General features: G+C 72.3%; 20 protein-coding genes and 1 pseudogene. 13 read left to right on the top strand and 8 right to left on the bottom strand.

What is annotated here, in order from left to right; translation table 11 throughout:
• The first annotated feature begins 55 nt into the window (after positions 1-55).
• Positions 56-1,336: an MFS transporter gene (locus ACFY8O_RS10100; protein ID WP_145801853.1), complete on the top strand. Its 1,281-nt coding sequence runs from the start codon at positions 56-58 to the stop codon at positions 1,334-1,336.
• On the opposite strand, the gene ACFY8O_RS10095 is transcribed toward ACFY8O_RS10100, so the two are convergent.
• Complete coding sequence (locus ACFY8O_RS10095) at positions 1,333-1,569, bottom strand: hypothetical protein (RefSeq protein WP_145801851.1); 237 nt, start codon at positions 1,567-1,569, stop codon at positions 1,333-1,335. The two genes, ACFY8O_RS10100 and ACFY8O_RS10095, sit on opposite strands and share 4 nt — an antisense overlap.
• A gap of 58 nt (positions 1,570-1,627) precedes the next feature.
• Between ACFY8O_RS10095 and map the strand changes: the two genes are divergently transcribed.
• Positions 1,628-2,485 (top strand): type I methionyl aminopeptidase, encoded by an 858-nt coding sequence (gene map / locus ACFY8O_RS10090; RefSeq protein WP_145801850.1) that lies wholly within the window; start codon positions 1,628-1,630, stop codon positions 2,483-2,485.
• A gap of 168 nt (positions 2,486-2,653) precedes the next feature.
• A complete protein-coding gene (locus ACFY8O_RS10085; RefSeq protein ID WP_387900460.1) occupies positions 2,654-3,316 on the top strand; it encodes a biliverdin-producing heme oxygenase in 663 nt (220 codons plus the stop codon).
• A gap of 32 nt (positions 3,317-3,348) precedes the next feature.
• On the opposite strand, the gene ACFY8O_RS10080 is transcribed toward ACFY8O_RS10085, so the two are convergent.
• Positions 3,349-4,020, bottom strand: coding sequence for a PhzF family phenazine biosynthesis protein (locus tag ACFY8O_RS10080; protein WP_145801848.1), 672 nt, complete (start codon positions 4,018-4,020; stop codon positions 3,349-3,351).
• A 384-nt stretch (positions 4,021-4,404) separates the two neighbouring features.
• Here ACFY8O_RS10080 and efeO point away from each other — a divergent pair, with 384 nt between their 5' ends.
• The 4 genes from efeO to ACFY8O_RS10060 all read left to right on the top strand — a co-directional run bounded on the left by efeO (position 4,405) and on the right by ACFY8O_RS10060 (position 8,735).
• A complete protein-coding gene (efeO, locus tag ACFY8O_RS10075) occupies positions 4,405-5,541 on the top strand; it encodes an iron uptake system protein EfeO (RefSeq protein ID WP_387900458.1) in 1,137 nt (378 codons plus the stop codon).
• Between the two features lie 13 nt (positions 5,542-5,554).
• Positions 5,555-6,826, top strand: coding sequence for an iron uptake transporter deferrochelatase/peroxidase subunit (gene efeB, locus ACFY8O_RS10070; protein ID WP_387900456.1), 1,272 nt, complete (start codon positions 5,555-5,557; stop codon positions 6,824-6,826).
• Between the two features lie 63 nt (positions 6,827-6,889).
• On the top strand, positions 6,890-7,825 hold the full coding sequence (gene efeU, locus ACFY8O_RS10065; protein ID WP_145801846.1) for an iron uptake transporter permease EfeU: 936 nt from the start codon (positions 6,890-6,892) through the stop codon (positions 7,823-7,825).
• On the top strand, positions 7,737-8,735 hold the full coding sequence (locus tag ACFY8O_RS10060) for a hypothetical protein (RefSeq protein ID WP_145801844.1): 999 nt from the start codon (positions 7,737-7,739) through the stop codon (positions 8,733-8,735). The genes efeU and ACFY8O_RS10060 overlap by 89 nt, the downstream gene beginning before the upstream one ends.
• Positions 8,736-8,750: 15 nt before the next feature.
• Here ACFY8O_RS10060 and ACFY8O_RS10055 read toward each other — a convergent pair whose 3' ends face one another.
• Positions 8,751-9,494: a bifunctional DNA primase/polymerase gene (locus ACFY8O_RS10055; RefSeq protein ID WP_387900453.1), complete on the bottom strand. Its 744-nt coding sequence runs from the start codon at positions 9,492-9,494 to the stop codon at positions 8,751-8,753.
• 136 nt (positions 9,495-9,630) lie between these two features.
• A complete protein-coding gene (locus ACFY8O_RS10050; RefSeq protein ID WP_145801841.1) occupies positions 9,631-10,275 on the bottom strand; it encodes a TetR/AcrR family transcriptional regulator in 645 nt (214 codons plus the stop codon).
• Positions 10,276-10,541: 266 nt separating this feature from the next.
• Here ACFY8O_RS10050 and ddaH point away from each other — a divergent pair.
• A pseudogene (gene ddaH, locus ACFY8O_RS10045) lies at positions 10,542-11,384 on the top strand (dimethylargininase); the annotation flags it as partial.
• Here the strand turns inward: ddaH and ACFY8O_RS10040 are convergent.
• On the bottom strand, positions 11,381-12,379 hold the full coding sequence (locus ACFY8O_RS10040; protein ID WP_387900451.1) for a small ribosomal subunit Rsm22 family protein: 999 nt from the start codon (positions 12,377-12,379) through the stop codon (positions 11,381-11,383). The pseudogene ddaH and the gene ACFY8O_RS10040 sit on opposite strands and share 4 nt — an antisense overlap.
• Before the next feature lie 168 nt (positions 12,380-12,547).
• Here ACFY8O_RS10040 and ACFY8O_RS10035 point away from each other — a divergent pair, with 168 nt between their 5' ends.
• On the top strand, positions 12,548-13,852 hold the full coding sequence (locus ACFY8O_RS10035) for a hypothetical protein (RefSeq protein ID WP_387900449.1): 1,305 nt from the start codon (positions 12,548-12,550) through the stop codon (positions 13,850-13,852).
• A gap of 50 nt (positions 13,853-13,902) precedes the next feature.
• Here the strand turns inward: ACFY8O_RS10035 and ACFY8O_RS10030 are convergent, their stop codons facing one another.
• Complete coding sequence (locus tag ACFY8O_RS10030) at positions 13,903-14,685, bottom strand: phosphotransferase enzyme family protein (protein WP_145801836.1); 783 nt, start codon at positions 14,683-14,685, stop codon at positions 13,903-13,905.
• 88 nt (positions 14,686-14,773) lie between these two features.
• Positions 14,774-16,156 carry a multidrug effflux MFS transporter gene (locus ACFY8O_RS10025; protein ID WP_387900447.1) on the bottom strand — a complete coding sequence of 461 codons (1,383 nt, stop codon included), beginning with the start codon at positions 16,154-16,156 and terminating at the stop codon, positions 14,774-14,776.
• Positions 16,157-16,241: 85 nt separating this feature from the next.
• On the opposite strand from ACFY8O_RS10025, the gene ACFY8O_RS10020 reads away from it, so the two are divergent.
• Positions 16,242-17,249, top strand: coding sequence for a Gfo/Idh/MocA family protein (locus tag ACFY8O_RS10020; protein ID WP_387900445.1), 1,008 nt, complete (start codon positions 16,242-16,244; stop codon positions 17,247-17,249).
• Positions 17,250-17,261: 12 nt separating this feature from the next.
• On the opposite strand, the gene ACFY8O_RS10015 is transcribed toward ACFY8O_RS10020, so the two are convergent.
• Entirely contained in the window at positions 17,262-18,929 is a 1,668-nt protein-coding gene (locus tag ACFY8O_RS10015) for an alkaline phosphatase D family protein (RefSeq protein WP_387900443.1), read from the bottom strand.
• A 143-nt stretch (positions 18,930-19,072) separates the two neighbouring features.
• Between ACFY8O_RS10015 and ACFY8O_RS10010 the strand changes: the two genes are divergently transcribed.
• From ACFY8O_RS10010 to ACFY8O_RS10000, 3 genes are all read left to right on the top strand, one after another.
• Positions 19,073-19,828 carry an SDR family oxidoreductase gene (locus ACFY8O_RS10010; RefSeq protein WP_387900441.1) on the top strand — a complete coding sequence of 252 codons (756 nt, stop codon included), beginning with the start codon at positions 19,073-19,075 and terminating at the stop codon, positions 19,826-19,828.
• A 241-nt stretch (positions 19,829-20,069) separates the two neighbouring features.
• Positions 20,070-20,534 carry a lamin tail domain-containing protein gene (locus tag ACFY8O_RS10005; RefSeq protein WP_387900440.1) on the top strand — a complete coding sequence of 155 codons (465 nt, stop codon included), beginning with the start codon at positions 20,070-20,072 and terminating at the stop codon, positions 20,532-20,534.
• Between the two features lie 150 nt (positions 20,535-20,684).
• Positions 20,685-21,539, top strand: a complete 855-nt coding sequence (locus ACFY8O_RS10000; RefSeq protein WP_387900438.1) for a PhzF family phenazine biosynthesis protein — start codon at positions 20,685-20,687, stop codon at positions 21,537-21,539.
• Positions 21,540-21,656: the final 117 nt, after the last annotated feature.

The following is a 21,656-nucleotide window of genomic DNA, read 5'->3' as shown; positions in this document are numbered from 1 at the left end:
CACCCCGGCACAAATGGGTTGCCGGGAGCGGCGAGGCGGCCGAGCATGACTCCCCGTGACCTCTCGTCTGCTGCCCGATCTCTCCCCCTGGCGTTCGTCCGCCGACTTCCGGCTGCTCTGGGTCCAGGGGCTGATCACCTATTTCGGCAGCTTCATGGCCCTGATCGCGCTGCCGCTCCAGATCAAGGACCTCACGGGCTCACCGCTCGCCGTCGGAGCCATGGGCGCCGTGGAGCTCGTGCCCCTGGTGGTCTTCGGGCTGTACGGAGGTGCGCTCGCCGACTCCGCCGACCGGCGCAAGGTCATCCTCGGCACGGAGGCCGGGCTCGGCCTGCTGGCCGTCGTCCTGCTGGCGAACGCCCTCGCCCCCGAGCCCGCGCTCTGGCCGCTGTACGTGGTGGCGGGCGGGGTTTCCGCACTGGCCGGGCTCCAGCGGCCGGCGCTCGACTCGCTGATGGCCCGGATCGTCCCGCACGGCCAGCAGACCGCCGCCGCCGCGCTGAACTCCCTGCGCTGGCAGGTCGGTGCGATCGCCGGGCCCTCGCTGGCCGGTGTGGTGGTGGCCTACGCGGGGCACGCCACCGCCTACGGGGTCACCGTCGTCACCTTCGCCGTCTCGGTCCTGCTGTGCCTGCGGCTGTCCTCGGCGCCGCCCGCCCGTGACGCCGAGAAGCCGTCGCTGCGCGGGATCGCCGAGGGTGCGCGGTACGCCTGGAGCCGCCCGGTGCTGCTGGGCACGTACGCGATCGACCTCGCCGCGATGTTCTTCGCCTTCCCGAACGCGATCTTCCCGTTCCTGGCGGACGAGCTGGACGCGGAGTGGTCGCTGGGCCTGATGTACGCGGCGGGGTCGGTGGGGTCGTTGCTGCTGGGGCTGACCAGTGGCTGGACCTCACGGGTGCGCCGGCACGGACTGTTCGTCGTCGGCGGCGCGGCGGTGTGGGGCCTGGCCGTCGCGGCGGCGGGGTGGTTCGGGAACGTCTGGCTGGTGCTGTGCTGCCTGGGGGTCGCGGGCGCCGGCGACATGCTGAGCGGACTCGGGCGCTCCACGATCTGGAACCAGACCGTCCCCGACGCGCTGCGGGGCAGACTCGCCGGGATCGAGGTCCTCTCGTACAGCGTCGGCCCCCAGCTCGGCCAGGTCAGGGCCGGCGCGATGGCGGGCTGGACGGGGACGCGGACCGCGGTCTGGTCGGGCGGGGTGGCGTGTGTCGCGTCCGTCGCGCTGCTGGCCGTGGCGCTGCCGAAGCTCCTCACGTACGACTCCGAGACGGACGAGGACGCCGCACGGCGGCGTGCCGTGGGCGTCCACCCCGAGGAGACTCCGGCGGTCTAGTCCGGCGCCTCGTCCGTCGGCCGGTCCGTGCGGTCGTGCCACTTCGGGTCGTTCTCCCACTCCAGATTCCGCTCGCGCGCCGTGTCCATCGCGCGCTGCGCCTCCTCCCGGGTGGTGTACGGACCGAAGCGGTCCTTCGCCGGGCACTCGGGCCCTTCCTCGACCTTCTTGTGCTCCAGGCAGTAGTACCACTCGCCCGGTTTGCCCACCGTGCGCTTCTTGAACAGGGCCATTGCGGGATCCTTTCCTCGTTGCCATGGTGCCCCGAGTGCGCTGGTTAGACTCGCCGACATGTCTGGCCAGTCACTGCTCGTACCAGGGGAGATCACTCCCGTCCGTTCCGTTCCCGGAAACATCCGGCGCCCCGAGTACGTCGGGAAGCCCGCTCCCACGCCGTACACCGGGCCGGAGATCCAGGACTCCGACACCGTGGAGCGCATGCGGATCGCGGGCCGCATCGCGGCGCAGGCGATGGAGGAGGCCGCCAAGCACATCGCCCCGGGCGTCACCACCGACGAACTCGACCGCGTGGCCCACGCGTTCATGGTGGACCACGGGGCGTATCCGTCGACCCTCGGCTACCGGGGCTTCCCGAAGTCGCTCTGCACCTCGGTCAACGAGGTCATCTGCCACGGCATCCCCGACTCCACGGTGCTGCGGGACGGTGACATCGTGAACCTCGACGTCACGGCGTACATCAACGGTGTGCACGGCGACAACAACGCCACCTACCTCTGCGGCGACGTCGACGAGGAGTCCCGGCTCCTCGTGGAGCGCACCCGGGAGTCGCTGAACCGCGCCATCAAGGCGGTCCGGCCCGGCCGGCAGATCAACGTGATCGGCCGCGTCATCGAGTCGTACGCCAAGCGTTTCGGCTACGGGGTGGTGCGCGACTTCACGGGGCACGGGATCAACTCGTCGTTCCACTCCGGGCTGATCATCCCCCACTACGACAGCCCGCACGCGACGACCGTGATGCAGCCCGGGATGACGTTCACCATCGAGCCCATGCTCACGCTCGGCACCCACGACTACGACATGTGGGACGACGGCTGGACCGTGGTGACGAAGGACCGCAGGCGGACCGCCCAGTTCGAGCACACACTGGTGGTGACGGAGACGGGGGCGGACATCCTCACCCTCCCGTAGGGCGCGTTCCGCGCGGGCGGACTTACCGACAGGCAGTCGGGAACCTGTTGACTTAGGTAAGCCTAAGCAGGAGGATCGGCGTACTGGTGCACGGCAGCACGCACGCGGCGCATCCACATGTACGTTTCTGTCCGGACTTCCCGTCCCCCAGGTCCCCGGAGGCCCGTTTTGAACGCAACCGCCACCACCCCCTTCTCCACGCTCATCCGCACCGCCTCGCACGAGCAGCACACGGAGGCCGAGTCCTCGACCTTCATGAGCGACATGCTCGGGGGGCGGCTCGGGGTGGAGGCGTACACGCGCTACACCGAGCAGCTGTGGTTCGTCTACCGGGCGCTGGAGGACGGGGCGGAGCGCCTGCGCGAGGACCCGGTGGCGGGGCCCTTCATACGGCCGGAGCTGATGCGCCGCGCCGAACTGGAGCGCGACCTCGGCCATCTGCGCGGCGCGGGCTGGCGCGAAGGGCTGGAGCCGCTGCCCGCCACCGCCGCGTACGCCGAGCGGGTCGCCGAGTGCGCCCGTGCGTGGCCGGCCGGATACGTCGCCCACCACTACACCCGCTACCTCGGGGACCTCTCGGGCGGCCAGATCATCCGGGGCACCGCGGAGAAGACCTGGGGGTTCGCGCGCAAGGGCGACGGGGTGCGCTTCTACGTGTTCGAGCAGATCGCCAACCCGGCCGCCTTCAAGCGGGAGTACCGCGAGCTGCTGGACGCGGTGAACGCCGACGATCTGGAGAAGCAGCGCATCGTCGACGAGTGCAAGCGCGCCTTCGCGCTGAACACCGCCGTCTTCCACGAGCTCGGCGAGGTCTTCCCGCTCGCCTCGTGACCGGGTGACTCCGGAGTCACGGACTCACAGGGTCAGGAGGCGAGCACCAGAAGGACGCGGCCCCCCACCTCCATCGTGCCGTCCGGAGCGGGCGCGGTGAGGATCTGGGAGCCGCGCCCCTGCCTGATGTTCAGGGCGCGGCCGAGCGCGGCGCTCAGCAGCATGGCCGCCGCTCCGGTCGCCTCGTCCTCCGCGATGCCGTCGTCGCGCCGCGGGAAGGCCCGGGCCCGCACGCGGCCCGCCGCCTCGTCCTCCCAGGCCCAGACGTAGACCCAGCCCTCGCCGGGCGGCGGCCCCGTCAGCGCCTCGACCTCGGCGACCGATCCGTACTGCTCCAGCGTCCTCGGCGGCGCCCACTCGGGGCGGGCGGTGATCCAGGTGAACTCCCCGTCCTGACGGGCCGTCACGTCCCCGACGGGCAGCTCCAGCAGGTCCAGGTCGAGCAGCCAGGCCGTGCCGACGAGCGGGTGCCCGGCGAAGGGCAGCCGCAGCCCGGGTGTGCGGATGTCGACGGTGCCGCGCTCCGGGTCGTCCACGAAGACCGTCTCGCTGAAGCCGAGCTTGCGGGCGAGCGCCTGCCGGGACGCGTCGTCGGGATAGCCCCGTCCGTCGCGTACGACGCCGAGGGCGTTGCCGTGACTGCCGTCGGGGGCGCAGAACACACGCAGTACGTCGATGCCGGCGGGTACGTCGAAGTCGTTCACGTCCGCATTCAAGCACCCGCGCGGGCATCTCGACGCCCCTGGGCGGCACCGGCGACGTACGCCGGCGGGCCGTCGTCCGGACCCCCGGCTCAGGGCCGGGGAGGGGCCGGGCGGTGCGGCTCCGGCACGCCGCGAGCCGAGGTCGCCCCACTCCCCCGTACGGGGATTCCGCCCGCCGCACCGAAAAGGCTTGCTTGACCCTCGTTTGACCTTTCTGCGGGTTCCCCATGAACCACCCGTGACCAGGTCGTTTCCGGAGCGGCCGAGTGAGATCCGAATCACTTCACGGACGGGTGATGGCGCGGTGAGGCACGGTTAAGTTAGGCCAGCCTCACCTGCTGTCCGTCCGTACCGTCCCCGCTCTTTCACCCTTGTGGAGCCCTCATGCGAGCCCTTCGTCCCTCCGTCGTCACCGCTGTCGCCGCGGTGGCCGCCCTGACCGTCGTCACGGGCTGCGCCGAGAAGAGCGACGGCAAGGGTGACGGCGCCGTCGAGGTGATCGCCAAGGACAGCTCCTGCGAGGTGTCGTCGAAGAAGATCCCGGCCGGCCACGTCGAACTGGCCGTGGAGAACAAGGGATCGAAGGTCACCGAGGTCTACGTCCTCTTCCCGGACGACCGGATCGTCACCGAGCGCGAGAACATCGGCCCGGGCACCAAGGCGAGGATCACGGCCGAGATCAAGGCCGGCACGTACGAGATCGCCTGCAAGCCGGGCATGAAGGGCGAGGGCATCCGGCAGACGGTCGAGGTCACCGGAGGCAAGGCCGCCGAGCGGAGCCCCGAGATGGACAAGGCCGTGGCGGGTTACCGCACCTATGTGCAGGCGCAGGCCGACGAGACGCTGCCCAAGGTGAAGGTCTTCACGGACGCCGTCGCCGCGGGTGACATCGAGGCTGCGAAGAAGGCGTACGCCGGTTCCCGCATCGGCTGGGAGCGGACCGAGCCGGTCGCCGAGTCCTTCGGCGACATCGACCCGAAGGTCGACGTCCGCGAGGACGGCCTGGAGGACGGCCAGGAGTGGACCGGCTGGCACCGCCTGGAGAAGGCGCTGTGGCAGGACGAGAAGCTGGGCGCCGAGGAGAAGGCGCTCGCACCCACCCTCTACAAGGACCTGCTGGACTGGCAGAAGCGGGTCGGCCGGGCGGACATCACCCCGACGTCCATGGCGAACGGCGCCAAGGAGCTCCTCGACGAGGTGGCCACCGGCAAGGTCACCGGCGAGGAGGAGCGCTACAGCCACACCGACCTCGTCGACTTCAAGGCGAACGTCGAGGGCGCGGAGCGGTCGTACGAGCTCCTCAAGCCGATCGCGTCGAAGAACGACCCCGCGCTGACCGCCTCCCTCGACAAGCAGTTCGCGGCGCTGGACACCCTCCTGGACACGTACCGCGCGGACAAGACCTCCTACGACTTCACCCCGTACGACAAGGTCGGCAAGGCGGACCGCAAGGAGCTCTCCGACGCGGTCAACGCCCTCGCGGAGCCGCTGTCCAAGCTGGCCGCCGCGGTCACGAAGTGACGGAGGCCCGATCATGACCGAACCCCTGACCGAGGAGAACGGGGAGCCGGCCGGCTCCCCCGCCCCTTCGCGCCGTGCCCTCCTGGGCTGGGGCGGTGCCGGGCTGGCGCTCGGCGCCGCCGCCGCGGGCGGCACGGTGGCCGCCGTGCGCTCCGGCGGCGACGCGGAACCGGCGGCGGACACCGGGGCGGCGGTTCCCTTCCACGGGGCGCACCAGGCGGGGATCGCGACCCCCGTCCAGGACCGGCTGCACTTCGCCGCGTTCGACGTGACCACGAAGGACAGGGCCGAGCTGATCGCCCTCCTGAAGGAGTGGACCCGGGCCGCCGAGCGGATGACGGCGGGACGGACCGTCGGCGAGGGGGCGTACGGAGGGCCGGCCGAGGCCCCGCCGGACGACACGGGCGAGGCCCTGGGCCTCAGGCCTTCGCGGCTGACGCTCACCTTCGGCGTCGGCCCGTCCCTGTTCGCCGAGGACCGCTTCGGCCTGGCCGACCGGCGGCCCGAGGCACTGGTGGACCTGCCGAAGTTCCCCGGCGACAACCTGGACGCCTCCCGCAGCGGCGGCGACCTGTGCGTGCAGGCCTGCGCGGACGACCCGCAGGTCGCCGTGCACGCCATCCGGAACCTCGCCAGGATCGGGATGGGCCGCACCGCCGTCCGCTGGTCCCAGCTGGGGTTCGGCAAGACGTCATCGACGACGCCGCACTCCCAGACCCCGCGCAACATGATGGGGTTCAAGGACGGCACCCGGAACATCTCGGGCACGGACGAGGCGGCCCTGACGAAGCACGTGTGGGCCGGCGCGACCGACGGCACCGGATGGATGGCCGGCGGGTCGTACCTGGTGGCCCGGCGCATCCGCATGCACATCGAGACCTGGGACCGCGCCCCGTTGCAGGAGCAGGAGGACATCTTCGGCCGCGACAAGGGCGAGGGTGCCCCGGTCGGCAAGGCGAAGGAGCGCGACGAGCCGTTCCTGAAGGCGATGCTGCCGACCGCGCACGTGCGCCTGGCGCACCCGGACAGCAACGGCGGGGCGAGGATGCTGCGCCGCGGCTACTCCTTCACCGACGGTACGGACGGTCTGGGCCGGCTCGACGCGGGTCTGTTCTTCCTGGCCTACCAGCGGGACGTCCGCAAGGGCTTCATCCCGGTCCAGCGCGGCCTGGCGGCGTCGGACGCCCTCAACGAGTACATCCAGCACGTGGGTTCGGCGGTCTTCGCCGTGCCGCCGGGCGTCCGTGACACGGACGACTGGTGGGGCCGGGCGCTGTTCGCATGACCTGGGCGTGGCTCTCACGACCTGCACCGTGGTTCTCATGACCCGCACCGTGGAAGGACCGGCATGTTCGGCAACTATCTGATCGGCCTGCGCGAAGGGCTCGAAGCCGGCCTGGTCGTCTGCATCCTCGTGGCCTACCTGGTCAAGACCGGTCGCCGTGACGCGCTGCGCCCGGTCTGGACCGGTATCGCCATCGCCTGCGCCCTTTCCCTGGCGTTCGGCGCCGCACTCGAATTCGGTTCCCAGGAGCTGACGTTCGAGGCGCAGGAGATGCTCGGCGGATCGCTGTCGATCATCGCCGTCGGGCTCGTCACGTGGATGGTGTTCTGGATGCGGCGTACCGCGCGGCATCTGAGGACGGAGCTGCACGGCAGGCTGGACACGGCGCTCGCGATGGGGACGGGCGCCCTGGTCGCCACCGCGTTCCTGGCGGTGGGCCGTGAGGGACTGGAGACCGCGCTGTTCGTGTGGGCGTCGGTGCGGGCCAGCGGCGAGGGTTCCTCCGCGCCCCTGGTGGGGGTGCTGCTGGGCATCGCGACCGCGATCCTGCTGAGCTGGCTGTTCTACCGGGGCGCGCTGCGGATCAACCTGTCGAAGTTCTTCACCTGGACGGGCGGCATGCTCGTGGTGGTGGCGGCGGGTGTGCTGGCCTACGGCGTGCACGACCTCCAGGAGGCCCGGTTCCTCGGCGGTCTGGGGAACAAGGCGTTCGACGTCACGAGCACGATTCCGCCGGACAGCTGGTACGGCACCCTGCTCAAGGGGGTCTTCAACTTCCAGGCCGATCCGACCGTTCTCCAGGTCACGGTGTGGGCGCTGTATCTCATCCCCACACTCGCGCTGTTCCTCGCCCCGGTAGGGTTCAGGCGGTCAGTGCGGACGACGGATCAGAAGGCGCAGAAGACAACGGATGAGAAGGCTGGGTCGACTGGCGGCGGGGCTCGCGACGACGACGGTACTGGTCGTGACGGCGAGCGGCTGCGTGACGGTACACGGTGAGCTGGAAGTAGTCCCGGGGGCGACGAGGGCCGAGGCCGCGAAGGCCCTGGAGGATTTCACCGTCGCGTACAACAAGGCGGACGAGGCGTACGATCCGGCGCTGGACGCGGACCGGGTGACCGGCTCGCTCGGCGCGATCAACCAGGCAGGGCTCGCCGCGCGGCAGAAGACCAGCCCGGAGGGCAACGCGGCGCACAAGCCGCTGGAGTTGACCGACGCCTCGTACACCATTCCCAAGAAGGCGGGCTGGCCGCGCTGGTTCCTCGCGGACACCGACTCCAACCGCGACGCGGACGCCGGGAAGCAGGACACCCGCTGGCTGCTCGCGTTCGTCCGCACCGGCCCGGACGCGCCCTGGAAGGTCGCCTATCTGGCGGTCGTCGCCCCGTCCGTGATACCGGAGTTCGGCAAGGACGCCGACGGCTGGGCCCAGCCCGTGCCCTCGGAGGAGACGGACTCCACGCTGGCCACCGCACCGGCGGACCTGAGCACCACGTACACCGACTACCTGCAGGAGGGCGCACCGGACGTCTTCGCCCCGGGGGCGACGACCTCGGGCTGGCGCGACGCGCGGAAGAACACCCGCAGGGCGGGCTTCTCCTACCAGTTCGCCGACCAGCCGCTGGATTCGGGGACGTTCGCGCCGCTGGGACTGCGGACGGAGGACGGCGGGGCCCTGGTGTTCTTCAGCAGCAAGCACTTCGAGCGTCAGACGGCCGCGCAGGGGCTGCGGCCGACGGTCACGGCGGACGTGCAGGCGCTGCTGACCGGCGAGGTGAAGAGCACCCTCACCAAGGAGCGGGTCTCCAGCCAGCTGGTCTACGTGCCGAAGAAGGACGCCGGAGGTACGGACGCCAAGGCGCGCGTGCTGAACCGGCTCCCCGGCCTGGTGGCGGCGCAGGGCTCCTGACCGGGCGGCCCTGCCTCAGCGGCTGAGCGGCCAGGCCACCGAACCGTGGTCGAGGTCGCTCTCGTCGGCGGTGTCCGCGTACTGCGCACAGGCGTCGGTGAGCGTCTCCAGCAGGGTCAGCGGGTCGGGCAGCGGGTGCTCCGGACCTCGGATCCAGTGGACGTCGAGGTCACCGGGGAGGCGTGCGGGCGGCAGCAGGACATAACTGCCGCGGCAGTGCCAGCGCAGCCCCGGATGCTCGTCCATGGTCTCGGGGTGGCAGTCCAGCTCGCAGGGCCACCACTCGTCCTCGTCGTCGGGGGTGCCGCGGGTGGCGGTGAAGAAGAGCATCCGGTCACTGCCGGACTGGGCCACGGGGCCGACGTCGACGCCTGCCGCGATGAGCCGGTCCAGGGCGTCCTGCCCTGCGGCCAGGGGGACGTCGAGGACGTCGTGGATCATGCCCGTCGCGGTGATGAAGTTGGCCAGCGGCTGGCCGGCCGCCCAGCGCTCGATCTGGGCGCGGTCCGTCGTGGACTGCGTCTGCCAGGCGAACGAGACGGGGTGCCGGGCGGGAGTGGGACAGCCGATGCGCTCGCACGAACATCGGTAGCCGGACGGGTGCGCGGCCGGGGAGATCGGCATTCCTGCCTCGGCGACGGCCAGGAGCAGCCCCAGCCGGGTCGCGTCGTCGGCTTCCGGCTGCGGTTTGGGCCGCCTGCGCAGCCACTGGGAAATCCTGCCCTCTGTGCCGCGATAGCGGCCGGAATCGGCGCCCATCTATCCCCTCACCTCAGCGGTTACCTCTCCATGGTCCCACCATCCTGCGCCTCGGGTGGCCAGAGTTCCCAAGCGGGGTGCCCGGGCGGTCGCGCGGAGGCCGTCGCGCTCGTGCGGAATGTCACGGAATGGGCGGTCACGCTCCGGCCCGCGGCAGGAGCCCTCCCAGGGCGTGGTCGACGACCGCGTCCGCGTAGGCGTGGGTGAGGGGAAGGGTCCTCAGCAGCCAGCGGTGGGTGAGCGGGGCGATCAGGAGCTCCAGCGCGACGCGCGGGTCGATGTCCGCGCGCACCTGGCCGGCGTCCTGGGCGGCCCGGAGCCGTGTGACATACAACTGAAGTTGCGGTTCGAGCAGGTTTTCGACGAATTGGGCTCCGAGGGCGGGGTCGACGATGCCTTCGGCGGCCAGGGCCCGCATGGGCGCCTCGGTCGCCGCGTCGTTCAGCTCGTCGACGGTGGCCCGCAGGACCAGCTTCAGGTCGGCCGCCAGGTCCCCGGTGTCGGGGATCTCGTACGTGCCGCCCGTCTCGGCACCGCCCGCCCCCGCAGCCTCCGCCGCCTGGCGTGCCGCGGTCTCGAGGAAGGCGTCCATGAGCACGGCCGCCTTCGACGGCCACCAGCGGTAGATCGTCTGCTTGCCCACCCCGGCGCGGGCGGCAATGCCCTCGATCGTCGTCCGCGCGTATCCCACCTCCCCCACGAGGGCCAGCGCGGCGTCATGGATCGCGCGGCGTGAGCGGTCGCTGCGGCGGGTGGAGTCGGGAGCCTTGTGAGGTGCCATCCGGCCAGCCTAGAGGGACCACGGCCCGATACGTATCGTCTTGCCGGACTCGGGAGCCCGTCCGGCGAACCGGCGCCCCCGCGAGCACCGCCCGGCACCGGGCGCCCGGCGGTCCTTCCGGCACACCCCGGCCGCCCCCGCGGACACCGCCCCGTGCCCCGGCGGGCCCCGCGTGAACCACCCGAACGGATCACAGCGCGCAGGCCCGGCACGGCGCACCATGAACACACGCACACACCCCGTGCGCATCCCACCGTGCCGCGGTTACGGCCGCCGTTCGTGAGGAGCCTGCATTGACCCGTGACGCCACCCCTCGTCGCTACCTGATGTGCCCACCGGCCCACTTCCAGGTCACGTACTCCATCAACCCGTGGATGGACCCGTCCAAGCCCGTGGACCTGCCGCTGGCCACCACCCAGTGGGAGGACCTGCGCGACCGCTACCGGTCGCTCGGCCACACCGTGGAGCTCCTCACCCCCCGCCCCGAACTGCCCGACATGGTGTTCGCCGCGAACGGGGCCACCGTCGTCGACGGCCGGGTGCTCGGCGCCCTGTTCGCCTACCGCGAGCGGTACGCGGAGGCCGAGGCCCACCGGGAGTGGTTCCGGTCCCACGGCTTCACGGAGATCCACGAGCCGGCCCACGTGAACGAGGGCGAGGGTGACTTCGCGGTGACCTCGACGTACCTCCTGGCCGGGCGGGGCTTCCGGTCCAGCCCGCTCTCCCACGACGAGGCGCAGGAGTTCTTCGGGCGCCCCGTGATCGGCCTCGACCTCGTGGACCCGCGCTACTACCACCTGGACACCGCGCTCTGCGTGCTCGACGAGGCGGCTGACGAGATCATGTACTACCCCGGGGCCTTCTCCCCCGGCAGCCGGTCCGTGCTGGCGCGGCTCTTCCCCGACGCCCTGCTCGCCGGCGAGGCGGACGCCGCCGCGCTGGGCCTCAACGCGGTCAGCGACGGGCGCCACGTGCTGCTCCCGCAGGCCGCGACGGGGCTCTTCGACCCGCTGCGGGACCGGGGCTTCGAGCCGGTCCCGATGGATCTGGGCGAGCTGCTCAAGGGCGGCGGCAGCGTGAAGTGCTGCACGCAGGAGCTGCGGGCCTAGTCACCTTCGGGCGGCGGCCAGGGGTCGCCCCACGCGGTGTCCCGGGCGGCACGGTAGAGCTCGCCGTGCCGCTTGGTGACCGTGGCGCGCCGCAGGCCCTCGTCGCGGGTGCAGAGCTCCAGCAGCACCTGGCCCTTGCGGATCTGCGGCCTGCGGACGACCCGGGCGGCGGCCGGCACGACCGGGAACCGGGTCGCCACCACGTAGCTGAACTTCTCGTCCTCGTGGCTCAGGGATCCCCCCTTGACCTGGCGGTGCAGGGACGAGCGGCTGACCCGGGCCGAGAAGTGGCACCAGTCCGTGCCGCGTTCGACGGGGCAGGCACCGTCGTGCGGGCAGGGGGCCGCGACACCCATCCCGGCGGCGATCAGCCGGTCGCGGGCCTCGATGACGCGTTCGTAGCCGTCGGGGGTGCCGGGTTCCACGATCACCACGGCCTGCGCCGCGCCCGCCGCGGCGTCCACCAGGGCGACCCGGTCCGCGGGGGTGAGCTCCTTGAGGACGTACGACACGGTCACCAGGTCCGTGGGCCCGAGCTCCAGCGACGTACCGATCCTCGCCCGCTCCCAGGTGGCGGCCCGCAGCCCGGGCAGGGCGGAGGACCGGGCCAGCTCACGGCCGAGGGCGAGGGCGGGTTCCGCCCAGTCCAGGACGGTGGTCCGCGGCCCCTCCTCCCAGGCACCGGCCACCGCCCAGCTCGCCGCGCCCGTACCGCCGCCGACGTCGGTGTGCGTGAGCGGCACCCAGTCCGGCGCGGCCTCGCGGAGTGCGGCGAGGCAGGAGCGTACGGCCTCGAAGGTCGCGGGCATCCGGTATGCGGCGTACGCGGCGACGTCCGAGCGGTCGCGCAGGACCGGGGTGTCGGTGGGGGTGGTCCCGCGGTAGCTGGCGATGAGCCGGTCGACGGCCTGCGCGGCCTGCTTCGGGGGCAGCCCGTCGAGCAGGGCGGCCAGTGCGGCGCGCAGGGCTTCCGCGGTGGGGAGGGTGGCGTTCACCGCCGAATTGTAGGCGCAGCGGAACCCCTCGCCGCAGCCCCGCGGTCCGGCACACGATCGGGACGGAACGGCTACGGAACCGAACTGCTCTTCGCCCCCGGCCCGTTGCTACGCTGATCGCCGCCGCGTCGGGGAGCGGCCCGGGGAATCGGCTGGTCGGGGGGACCGATGAGACAGAGAATCGTGCGCCTGGCCCTGGCCGGCGGGGTGCTCGTCCTGGCGCTGCTGCTCCTGCTGGCGACCTGCGGGGGCGAGGGCTCCGAGGACGGCGAGGAGCCGAAGAAGCCCGCGAAGAGGAGCACCGGCCCGGCGACACGGCTGCCCGTCCCCTCCGGTTACTCGACGGGCCGCGGCTGGGAGGTCGTCGGCGCGGGGCCCGACTACGCCGTGTCGCAGACGACAGGGCTGCTGGCCTACCTGGTGCGCGAGCCCGGCGGCCGGTACCGGCTGCGGACCCTCGACGCGGAGAGCGGCAAGGCCAACTGGAGCGGCGAGGCAGGGCGGCCGGCGGACCCGTCGCGCTTCCCGAAGCTGCTCACCGTCGTCAAGGACGACCGGGAGTTCTTCGTGACCTGGTCGGCCGGCAGGCCCTCCGACGCGCTCAGCCCCACGGAGACGTTCGTCGCCCTGGACGTGTACGACGTGGTGGAGGGCGAACGGCGGCGTGTCGAGGTGCCGTGGACCGGTACGCCCACCGTCACCGCGACCGGGCCGGGCATCCTGATCAGCGACGGACGGGCGAACAGCGCGGTCGTGGACCCGATCGACGGCGAGGTGTCGGAGATCGCGGCGTCGGCCGTCACCTATCCGCGTGGCTGCGCGGCCTGCAAGCAGCTCACCGAGGTGCGCGGGCAGACGGCGAAGGGACTGCTGCTGAGCGGCGTACGCGAATTCTGGGTGCGGGGCGGCTGGTTCAGCAGGCAGAACGCGCCGAAGGGCGCCGATCCGCTCTCCGGGACGCCCACCTCGGTGGTCCCGGGGCTGGTCCTGGCGAAGTGGCAGCCGGTCAAGGGCGCGAAGCGTGCGGCCACCCACCAGATGTGGACGGTCCACGACGCGGCGAGCGGAAGGCCGGTCGCGTCGGTGGAGTGCCACAAGCCCGCCATAGAGCCGGGGCGCTATCCGCAGGCCGTCGTGTCGTCCTCGGGCGGCTACCTGGTGGCGGGGAACCTCGCCTTCGACCTGGACGCGAAGAAGGGCTTCTGCTTCGAGGACGAGGACGGTTCGCCGCAGCTGACGCTCGCGTCCGTGACCGACGGGGGCACGGCGTACGGCGCGAGGACCGCGCGCGACGCGGCCGAGGCGCTGGACGGCGGGGGCGGCCCGGTCGCGGTGAGCTTCACGACCTGGAGCGTGGAGCCGCTGCCGCCGAACACCCGGCTGCCGGAGACGGAGGCGTTCGGCTTCGGGGTGTTCCGCTGGACGGACCGCAAGGACCGTCTGCACCTGCTGGGTTACCCGCGCGTGGGCTGACCCGGCCGCGCGCGGGAGGGCTGCGCTTCCCTTCGTCCGGGGGCCCGTCGTCAGCCGTCGAGCAGGGCCCGGAGCCAGCACTCCTCGCGCTGCTCGACGTATGCGGCGTCGGTCCGCCAGGCGTCCCCGTGGCCCTGTGCCCAGTGCCTCGCCCAGGGCTGGTTGCCCTCGGCGGCCTGGTCGCGGAGGAAGTCGTGCATGGCGCGCGTACGGCGGCCGAGCAGGGGCACCAGCGCGCGCCGCCCGGTCTCGTCGAGGCCGTACGCGTCGACGAAGAGGCGAAGCCGCTCCGGTGCGTCGGTGCGCTGCCAGTGAGGGTGCCCGGACAGGGGTACGAAGCCCCGTGCGGCGTAGGCCAGGTCCCAGAGGCGTGTGCCGGGGGCGGCGTTGTCCCAGTCGATGAAGGCCCATCCCCTGTCGCCGTCGGCGACGAGGTTCCAGGGGGCCAGGTCGTGGTGGGCGATGATGTCGGCTCCGTCCGCCGGCACGAGCGCGTTCCACCGGGCGTCCGGCGGAGGCGTGAAACCGGCCACGGCGTCGTGGAAGTCCCGGACCGTACGCGCGACGCGTGCCAGCCCGGCCGAGGGGTCCACCAGGGCGAACCGGTCCGGCCAGATCACCTCGCCCGGCACGAAGGTCAGGACCTCCCTGCCCCGGTCGTCGATGCCCAGGGGGCGGGGAGCAGCCCGGAAGCCGGCCTCGTGGAGATGGGTGAGCAGCGCGTGCACCGCCGGTGTCCACGGCCCGGCGGGGCGGCGGACGGTGTCACCGGCCCGGACGACCCCTTCGCTGACGTTCCCACCGGTCAACGGCAGTTCCTCTTCGGCGCCCATCGCCGCAGTCTGCCCGGTGGACCGCACCGGGCGCAACGGAGCCGGCGGCCCTGGGGCCAGGGCCCGCCCCGTCGCGCCGGTGCACCGCTCAGCCCTTGACCGGCTGCCGCGTCCCGCCGGTGCTCCGCCACGGCCTGCACAGCAGCAGGAAGCACGCCGTCGCGGCGAGGGCGCAGACGACCTGGACCACGGCCATGGGCACGGCGGTCCGTTCGCCCGCGATCCCGACCAGGGGCGAGGCGATGGCGCCGATGAGGAACTGCGACGTCCCCAGCAGGGCGGAGGCGGAGCCCGCCGCGTGCCTGGTGCGCATCAGCGCCTGGGTGTTGGTGTTGGGCATCGCCAGGCCCATCGCCGACATGAGCACGAACAGCCCGGCGGCCACCGGCAGCAGGCCGACCTCGCCGAAGACCCCGGAGGTCATCAGCAGCAGGGCGATCGCGGCGACGGAGATGACGGCGAGGCCGAGGCCCAGCGCCTTGTCCAGGCTGACCCTCCCGACGAGCAGCTTGCCGTTGATCTGGCCGACGGCGATGAGGCCGACGGAATTGATCCCGAAGAGCAGGCTGAAGGTCTGCGGCGACGCGCCGTAGATCTCCTGGACCACGAACGGGGAGGCGCTCACGTAGGCGAAGAGCGCGGCGAAGGCGAGGCTGCCCGCGATCATGTAGCCGGTGAAGACCCGGTCCGCCAGCAGTCCGCGCATGGTGCGCAGCGCGTCGCCGATGCCACCCGTGTGACGGCCGCTCGCCGGCAGGGTCTCGTGGAGCCACTTCCAGACGACGAGTGTGAGCAGCGCGCCGATGACGGTGAGGACGACGAAGATGCCGCGCCAGTCGGTGAACTGGAGCACCTGCCCGCCGATCACGGGCGCGATCACGGGAGCGACTCCCGAGATCAGCATCAGGGTGGAGAAGAACCGGGCCATCTCGTCGCCGTCGTAGAGGTCGCGTACGACGGCCCGGGCGATCACGATGCCGGCCGCACCGGCCAGTCCCTGGAGGAGGCGGAAGCCGATGAGGAGTTCCGCGGTGGGGGCGACGGCACAGATCGCGGTGGCGATCACGTAGACGACCATGCCGAGGAGCAGCGGCGTGCGCCGGCCCCAGCGGTCGCTCATGGGCCCGACGACGAGCTGTCCGAGGGCCATGCCGGTGAGGCAGGCGGTCAGGGTCAGCTGGACGGTGGACGCGGGGGCGTGCAGGGAGTCGGTGACCTCCGGGAGCGCCGGGAGGTACATGTCCATCGACAGGGGCGGCAGTGCGGTGAGTCCGCCCAGCACCAGGGTGACCAGGAGGCCGGCCCGCCGTGCGGTGGTGGCCGGGGGGCTCGGTGCGGGGGTCGGGGGGACGGCCGGGGCACCCGCAGCGGTGGGGGTGGCGGTGGCCGGGGCGCCGAGTGCGGCGCCGGTGAGGTTCGTGGGTATGTGTGCGTGTTCTTGCTGGGCCCGGCTCGCGCCGTTGTCCGGCATCCTCTTCTCCGCTTCGTTGAATCCGCATCTATGCTCTCAGGTCAGTCGTAGTGGTCGATACCTTTTTGTGTGAGAGCGGGCGGGCATGAGCGGGACTGTGCGTTGGGGTGTACTGGCGACGGGCGGCATAGCCGCGACGTTCACGGCGGACCTGCTGGCGATGAAGGGCTCCGGGGCGGAGGTCGTGGCGGTGGCGTCGCGCTCCGAGGCCTCCGCGAAGGCGTTCGCCGACCGGTTCGGGATCGAGCGGGCGTACGGCAGCTGGGCGGAGCTCGTGGCCGACGAGACGGTCGACGTCGTGTACGTCGCCACTCCGCACTCCGCGCACCGGGAGGCGGCCGCGCTCGCGCTGGAGGCCGGCAAGCACGTGCTGTGCGAGAAGGCGTTCACGCTCAACGCCCGCGAGGCGCGGGAACTGGTGGACCTCGCCCGGGAGCGCGGCCTGTTCCTGATGGAGGCCATGTGGACGTACTGCAACCCGCTCATCCGGCGGATGACCGAGCTGGTGCGGGACGGCGCGATCGGCGAGATCCGCACGGTGCAGGCCGACTTCGGCTTCGCGGGCAGCTTCGGGGCCGAGCACCGGCTGCGTGATCCCGCGCTCGGCGGCGGCGCGCTGCTGGACCTCGGGGTCTACCCGGTGTCCTTCGCCCAGCTGCTGCTCGGCGAGCCGGACCGCGTGCAGGCGGACGCGCTGCTCTCCCCGGAGGGCGTGGACCTGAACACCGGCATGCTGCTGGGCTGGGACTCCGGTGCCACCGCGCTGCTGAGCTGTTCGATCGTCGGGGACCTGCCCACCATCGCGTCGGTCACGGGCACGGCGGGGCGGATCGACTTCCCGCAGGGCTTCTTCCACCCGGAGCACTTCCTCCTCCACCGGCCGGGCCGGGAGCCCGAGAAGGTCGTCACCGGTCCCGGCCCGCAGGGCCTGACGGGCATGCAGTACGAGGCGGCCGAGGTGACCCGTGCGCTCCTGGCGGGCGAGAAGGAGTCCCCGCTGGTGCCGCTGGAGGGTTCGCTCGCCGTGATGCGGACGCTCGACGCGGTACGCGCCCGTGTCGGCGTCCGCTATCCGGCGGACGACCGCGCCTGACCCGGAGCCGGGTCAGGCGGGGGTGAGCCCCGGGTTCCCGGCCTCGGTCACGAAGGAGCCGGCCGTGCTGACGGGAGCGCCGGGCGTGGTGACCGCGGACACCGTGCGGAAGTCGGCGCGCGCCTGCTCCGTGCCGAGGGTGACGAGGGCGTACCCGCGGCGGCCGTTGTAGAACTTCATGTGCGGGTTGGCCTGCGTCTGGTTGTTCCAGCTGGCCGGCTTGTCGGACCCGTCCTTGCCGCTGGCGATCGAGGTGGCCACGATCTCGGTGCCGACGGTGCGGGAGGACGGGTCGTCGAAGTCCTTCTTCAGGTCGAAGGCGTAGCCGACGTGCACGTCGCCGGTGAGGACCATGAGGTTCTCGATGCCCGCCGCCTCGGCCCCGTCCATGATCCGCCGGCGGGAGGCCGGGTAGCCGTCCCACGAGTCCATGGAGAGCTTGTAGGCGTCGGTCGGCACGTCGCGCCGCTGGGCGAAGGTGACCTGCTGCGGCACGACGTTCCACCGGGCACGGGAGTGCTTCCAGCCGTCGAGCAGCCAGCGCTCCTGGGCGGCGCCCGTCATGGTGCGCGAGGGGTCCTCGGACTCCGGTCCGGGCACCTTCCATCCGTCGCCGTAGGCCTGGTTGCTGCGGTACTGGCGGGTGTCGAGGATGTCGAACTGTGCGAGCCGGCCGAACCGCAGGCGCCGGTAGAGGCGCATGTCGGGGCCGGTGGGACGCTGCGGGGTGCGCAGCGGCTGGTTCTCCCAGTACGCGCGGTAGGCGGCGGCCCTGCGCAGCAGGAACTCCTCCGGCGGGACGCTGTTCTCCGGGGTGTCGCCCGCGTAGTTGTTCTCCGTCTCGTGGTCGTCCCAGGTGACGACGAAGGGGTGCGCGGCGTGCGCGGCGCGCAGGTCCGGGTCGGACTTGTAGAGGCCGTACCGCATGCGGTAGTCCTCCAGCGTCAGCGTCTCCCGGTTGAAGTGGGCCGGCAGGACGCGGTCGGTGTACGCGCGCGCGCCGCCGACGGCGGTCACCGCGTACTCGTACAGGTAGTCGCCGAGGTGGAAGACCACGTCGACGTCCTCGGCCGCGAGGTGCTGGTAGGCGGTGAAGTAGCCGTCGTGGTACGCCTGGCAGGAGACGGCCGCCAGGCTCAGGGAGCTGTTGCGCGCCCCGGGTGCCGGGGCGGTGCGGGTACGCCCCACGGGGCTGATCCAGTCGCCCGCGCGGAAGCGGTAGTAGAAGGTGCGGTCGGAGCCGAGGCCGTCCACGTCCACGTGGACGCTGTGGCCGAACTCCGGGTGCGCGGTCGTCGATCCGCGCCGGACGATCCGGCTGAAGCGCTCGTCCCGGGCGATCTCCCAGCGGACCTGGACCCGCTCGGCGGGCAGGCCGCCGTCGGCCTCGTAGGGGTGGGGCGCGAGTCTGGTCCACAGCAGGACGGAGTCCGGCAGCGGGTCCCCGGACGCGACACCCAGGGTGAAGGGGTCCTCGGTGATCCTGCGGGCGTCCAGCTCGGCGGCGGCGGCCGTGCCCGCTCCAGGCAGGTTGACCGCGAAGGCGAGTGCGGCGGCCGCACCGGTGACGGTGAGGAAACGGCGGCGGCCCACTCCGGCTCCGAGCCGCCGGGCGGCGATGCGGAGCTCCTCGGAATGGCCGTTCCGGCCCTGCCCTGTGCTGATCTGTGCGGGTGTCATATGCCCCTCCCCTGCCGGATGCTGTCAGAGGCATTGGAATGCGGGGCGAAGACCTGCCGTTGGCGGGTACACAACATCCTTATGGCGGTGTGATGAGCACCGGGTGCCGGCCCGTCGGCACGCCTCCCGTACGCTGCCGGGCCATGAACGCTGAGCAGAGAATCGCTGTCGTCACAGGTGCGGGATCGGGCATCGGCAGGGCCGTGGCCGTCACTCTCGCGGGCGCGGGCTGGACGGTGGCCCTGGCGGGGCGGCGGGCCTCGGCCCTGGAGGAGACGGCAGCCGCCGCGGCCCCGGGCACCACGGTGTGCCTGCCCACCGACGTGAGCACCCCGGACGGGGTGGCCGCCCTCTTCGCGGCCGTACGGGACCGCTTCGGCCGGCTCGACCTGCTCTTCAACAACGCGGGGACCTTCGGACCGCGTGCGGTGCCGGTCGAGGACCTCGCGTACGAGGACTGGCGGACGGTGGTGGACGTCAACCTGACGGGGACGTTCCTGTGCGCGCAGGCGGCCTACCGCCTGATGAAGGAGCAGGACCCCCAGGGCGGCCGGATCATCAACAACGGTTCGATCTCGGCGCACGCGCCGCGCCCGCACTCGATCGCGTACACGGCGACGAAGCACGCGGTCACCGGCCTGACGAAGTCCCTGTCGCTGGACGGGCGGCCGTACCGGATCGCCTGCGGCCAGATCGACATCGGCAACGCGGCGACCGACATGACGGAGCGGATGAGCACGGGAATCCTCCAGGCGAACGGCGAGGTGGCCGCCGAGCCGGTGATGGACGCGGCCGACGTGGCGCGCACGGTCCTGCACATGGCGGAGCTGCCCCTGGAGGCCAACGTGCAGTTCGCGACGGTGCTGGCGACGGCCATGCCGTACGTGGGCCGAGGCTGATCCCCCGGCCGGTCCGCGCGCAGCCCCGCAGCCGCCCCGAAGGGACGTCGGGGGCGAGGCGATGCCGTCGGTCCGCGCCCACCCCGGCAGCCGCCCGGCCTGCCCGCGATCGCGACCGGATCCGCCTGGAACTCGCCCTCGACTGACGGAGTTTGCGAATTTCCGACCAAGGGCCCGGGCAAGCGCGTGCTGCCCGTATGCTGCTGACCTTCACCAGATGCACACAGAAGGACCACAACGCATGCGCATACGCACCGCCGCGCCCCTCGCCCTGGCCGCCGCCACCGCACTGGCCGGCTCGCTCCTCGCCACGGCCCCGGCCTCGGCGGCCTCCCACCAGGGCGGGCTGCACCTCGGCAAGATCCAGTACGACAGCCCCGGCACGGACACCCGCAGCAACACCTCGCTCAACGCCGAGTACGTGGACATCCACAACAACGGCACGTCGAAGCTGCAACTGAAGGGGTACAGGCTCAAGGACGACACCGGCTACACGTACACCTTCCCCTCGGTCACCGTGGCCGCGGGCAAGACGGTCCGGGTCCACACCGGCAAGGGCACGAGCTCCGGTGCCCACGTGTACTGGAACCGCGGTTCGTACGTCTGGAACAACACCGGCGACAAGGCCCGGCTGATCAAGCCGAGCGGGGCGCTCCTGGACTCCTGCTCGTGGAGCAAGGGGACGGGCGTCAAGGTCTGCCACTGACCGCAGTGAACAGGCCGCCGCGGCCAAGGGGGGTCCGCGGGGAACGGCCGAACGGCGTGGTCCGGGGGGTCAGGACCCCGGACCACGCCCGCGGAGGGGATCACGCACCCACCGGGAATGCGGGCACCCGCCCGCCGGTTGTCCTCCGGCATGAGCTCTCTCTCCGGCCCCGAGGTCCTGCGTTACACCGCGTTCTCCGCCGATCCGGAAGGCGGCAATCCCGCAGGTGTCGTCCTGGACGCCTCCGCGCTCGACGACGCGGCGATGCTCGCCGTCGCCGCCGAACTGGGATACAGCGAGTCGGCGTTCCTCTCCGCACCGGACGGCCGCGGGGGTCACACCATCCGCTACTTCAGCCCGAAGGCCGAAGTCCCCTTCTGCGGCCACGCCACGATCGCCACCGCCATCGCGCTCGCCGAGCGGGACGGCCCCGGCGAGCTGGTGTTCTCCACCGCAGCCGGCACGGTCCCGGTCACGGTCACCCGCGAGGGCGACGAGCTCCGCGCCACGCTGACGAGCGTCGAGCCCCACACCACCGGCGTCGCGGCGGACGACCTGACGGAGGCTCTGGCCGCGCTGGACTGGCCGGCCGCCGACCTGGACCCCGCCCTCCCGCCCAGGATCGCGTACGCGGGCGCCCGCCACCTGGTGCTGGCCGCCGCGACCCGGGAACGCCTGGCGGACCTCGCGTACGACTTCGCCCGGCTGGAAGCCCTCATGCACCGGCTGGACCTGACGACCCTCCAGCTGGTGTGGCGCGAGTCCGAGACTGTCTTCCACGTCCGCGACCCGTTCCCGGTCGGGGGCGTGGTCGAGGACCCGGCGACGGGCGCCGCGGCAGCCGCGTTCGGAGCGTACGCGCGCGAGCTGGGCCTGGTCCCGGCCGACGCCGTCCTCACCCTGCACCAGGGCGCCGACATGGGCCGCCCCGGCACGCTCACCGTGGCGCTGCACGCGGGCGACGCGCGGATCAGGGTCAGCGGCACGGGCACGCGCATCGGCTGAGGGGGCAGCAACAGCCCGGGCGGCCGAGGCGCGCCACCCGACAGGGCGCCACCTCGACGTGCCCGGGTCGCGTCCGGTCCCGACCGACCGGGCCACCGCTTCGACGGGCCCCGGGGG

It is taken from the genome of Streptomyces argenteolus (assembly GCF_042902585.1).
GTDB classification, from domain to species: domain Bacteria; phylum Actinomycetota; class Actinomycetes; order Streptomycetales; family Streptomycetaceae; genus Streptomyces; species Streptomyces argenteolus.
Note: the sequence above shows the minus strand (reverse complement) of the source record. Positions and strands in the feature narration are given on the sequence as shown.

Excerpts from the sequence above, each read along its gene's own strand:
- ACFY8O_RS10000 (WP_387900438.1), top strand. The coding sequence starts at position 20,685 with ATGAGCTCTCTCTCCGGCCCCGAGGTCCTGCGTTACACCGCGTTCTCC.
- ACFY8O_RS10025 (WP_387900447.1), bottom strand. The coding sequence starts at position 16,156 with ATGCCGGACAACGGCGCGAGCCGGGCCCAGCAAGAACACGCACACATA.
- efeO (WP_387900458.1), top strand. The coding sequence starts at position 4,405 with ATGCGAGCCCTTCGTCCCTCCGTCGTCACCGCTGTCGCCGCGGTGGCC.
- ACFY8O_RS10060 (WP_145801844.1), top strand. The coding sequence starts at position 7,737 with ATGAGAAGGCTGGGTCGACTGGCGGCGGGGCTCGCGACGACGACGGTA.
- ACFY8O_RS10030 (WP_145801836.1), bottom strand. The coding sequence starts at position 14,685 with ATGGGCGCCGAAGAGGAACTGCCGTTGACCGGTGGGAACGTCAGCGAA.
- ACFY8O_RS10050 (WP_145801841.1), bottom strand. The coding sequence starts at position 10,275 with ATGGCACCTCACAAGGCTCCCGACTCCACCCGCCGCAGCGACCGCTCA.
- ACFY8O_RS10035 (WP_387900449.1), top strand. The coding sequence starts at position 12,548 with ATGAGACAGAGAATCGTGCGCCTGGCCCTGGCCGGCGGGGTGCTCGTC.
- efeU (WP_145801846.1), top strand. The coding sequence starts at position 6,890 with ATGTTCGGCAACTATCTGATCGGCCTGCGCGAAGGGCTCGAAGCCGGC.
- ACFY8O_RS10005 (WP_387900440.1), top strand. The coding sequence starts at position 20,070 with ATGCGCATACGCACCGCCGCGCCCCTCGCCCTGGCCGCCGCCACCGCA.
- ACFY8O_RS10010 (WP_387900441.1), top strand. The coding sequence starts at position 19,073 with ATGAACGCTGAGCAGAGAATCGCTGTCGTCACAGGTGCGGGATCGGGC.
- ACFY8O_RS10015 (WP_387900443.1), bottom strand. The coding sequence starts at position 18,929 with ATGACACCCGCACAGATCAGCACAGGGCAGGGCCGGAACGGCCATTCC.
- ACFY8O_RS10020 (WP_387900445.1), top strand. The coding sequence starts at position 16,242 with ATGAGCGGGACTGTGCGTTGGGGTGTACTGGCGACGGGCGGCATAGCC.
- map (WP_145801850.1), top strand. The coding sequence starts at position 1,628 with ATGTCTGGCCAGTCACTGCTCGTACCAGGGGAGATCACTCCCGTCCGT.
- efeB (WP_387900456.1), top strand. The coding sequence starts at position 5,555 with ATGACCGAACCCCTGACCGAGGAGAACGGGGAGCCGGCCGGCTCCCCC.
- ACFY8O_RS10095 (WP_145801851.1), bottom strand. The coding sequence starts at position 1,569 with ATGGCCCTGTTCAAGAAGCGCACGGTGGGCAAACCGGGCGAGTGGTAC.
- ACFY8O_RS10055 (WP_387900453.1), bottom strand. The coding sequence starts at position 9,494 with ATGGGCGCCGATTCCGGCCGCTATCGCGGCACAGAGGGCAGGATTTCC.